Genomic DNA, 2,066 nt, shown 5'->3' with positions numbered 1-2,066 from the left:
CGGCTTACCCACGCCGCATCACCTCGTATTACAACGCCAGACACCCCGTAGCACAACGTTTACACAGCAATATCAACCACTTGGCCGCAAACCAGACCAACGGGCGCCGTGTAGGGTGTGCCGTCAAGTCCATCACTTCCGGGTCACGATCCAGGGAACGAGCCTGAACCGGATCAAGGGTTTTGCAAAGCCGTTCCGGCAGGGACCAGGCCCGCGCAGCATGGCGTAGCCCTGACGGCGCGCACCGTGCGACAACAGACCGCAAGCCGCCATTTACGGCAAGACCGCACATTGCCCCACGCCGACGCACATTGCGGCGGGCGCAGCGCAACCCCGCACAACTCCGCCATCGCCACGACCGCAACGGCAAGCACACCGTGACGCCTTTTATCCTGCCTTGCCGGATCGATCACCCTCCGGACCACCCCGTCACCCATGGCACCCAGCCATAAAGCGCGGGATTGCGCGGGTTTTGCTGTCACCCGCAGGGCGCTGGACGACATGGGTGCCAGCGTCCGTGTCCGGCGGGTGCCATGGCACCCAGCGCAACCCCATGACAACGCGCCGATTTCCGGCGCAGCACCCGTGCGTACGGTGCATTACATTCTCAACGCCAAAGGCGTGTGTCGCTGCCACCGCGCGAGCCTGCTCGTGCGCCCGTCAACCACAGTCGAGGAGGGTAACACAGCGTGGCCATCAAGGTGCCTGTGATAGCAATTCCACTCGAACGAACTGCCTTCCGGCCCCAAAGCCCACACCAGTTACACTGACCTCGTATTTCTCCCCCGACTTCAGCGCATTCGGCTTCTGCAGCAAATAATAATGGGGCGGGAGATTCGGGTATGTAAATCTATTTACACAAAAATCTCGACGCCCCTCTTCTAGATATATATCCCAGTCGGGGTGGATTTTTCCGCCAAATGTGTGACTAATGGAAAGTCCATATACACAAGGGCGTTCATCGCCTTCCCTAGATATTCCAATATGTATTTTTCCATCACTCGCCTGATTTAGATCGATATCAGCAGAGCCCTGACAAGCAAGGAGCATGAACATCGGAATTAAGCCGAATAATTTCACACGATGACCTTTAGAAGCCATATATGCCCGATCCCTGCAATCTTCTCGCAAGTGATTGCATTGCAGGTGCGCTCGATGGGACATTCCCAGCCCGCAGTCGCGCATAATCGCCAACCATTTGGGCTTGACCTTCTAGGGTCTCAGTGCGGAATGTCGTGCTCCTAGACTGATAATCATAGACCTTGTTTCTATCGAAACCATTATTCTTGAGATCAACAGCGTACTTTGCGCCAAATCCCGAAAATCCAAGCGTCTGATATTGCAGAACATGCGTGAATTCATGGAGAAGAGTTTCAATTCCCGCTCGGCTCGATGAAAAATCATTTAAGTAATTTTTACCGATATAAACCGTATTTCCTTCTGTGATGGCTGGATTGCCGCCCAGATTGAATGCTGTCAGCGCATCAGGGTTGTACCCTGGCCCATTGACAATTCTGACATCGCTTAGATCAATCTCGCGGCCGAAGGCATCCCGAATCAATTTGTATTCGCCAGAAGTCAGCTCTCTAGCGTTCGGGCCGCGCATGGAATCAGCAAGGGCATTCGCAGCATTGCTAGGGAGATTTCGGAGGTTATGCGCCAGCTCCTGCCGTTTGTCCTCCAGATCGCGGAAGATGCTTTCCCCTGCATCCCTGATCGGATTCCAATTTTGTCCGTCGGAGGCGTAGGCCCCATATAGCATCGGCGTGAAGCTATGGTTCTGCCATCTGCTCCCGGTAACTACAATCTCATCAGTTAGCGCATCAGCGCCCCTGTCGGTATTCTCGCTGCCCTGCGTGCCGCCCTTGCCGGAGGTTGAGTTCTCAGATTTCCCAGAATTCTTGCCCCCAGCCTTGGGCTTGCCATCTCCGGCCACCGCGTCCGCCACAAGATTCCCTATCGTATTGGCGAGTATAGGTGCCCCGACGCGGGTTTGGGCGCGGCGGCGGATTTTTCCGAAGCGATACAGCGGCTTGTCAGCGCTCCACGCGGGCGCGAAGCGGCGC

General features: G+C 55.9%; 2 protein-coding genes. Both read right to left on the bottom strand.

Annotated elements, in window-relative coordinates:
• Positions 1 to 696: 696 nt before the first annotated feature.
• Entirely contained in the window at positions 697 to 1,101 is a 405-nt protein-coding gene (locus IP83_RS20395; protein WP_156309856.1) for a hypothetical protein, read from the bottom strand.
• On the bottom strand, positions 1,091 to 2,066 hold a 976-nt coding region (locus IP83_RS19740), incomplete at its 5' end, for a DUF4157 domain-containing protein (protein WP_156309854.1). The genes IP83_RS20395 and IP83_RS19740, both read right to left, overlap by 11 nt.

The organism is Novosphingobium sp. AAP93 (assembly GCF_001296055.1).
Taxonomy (GTDB): Bacteria; Pseudomonadota; Alphaproteobacteria; order Sphingomonadales; family Sphingomonadaceae; genus Novosphingobium.
This window is presented reverse-complemented; position numbering and strand designations above follow the sequence as displayed.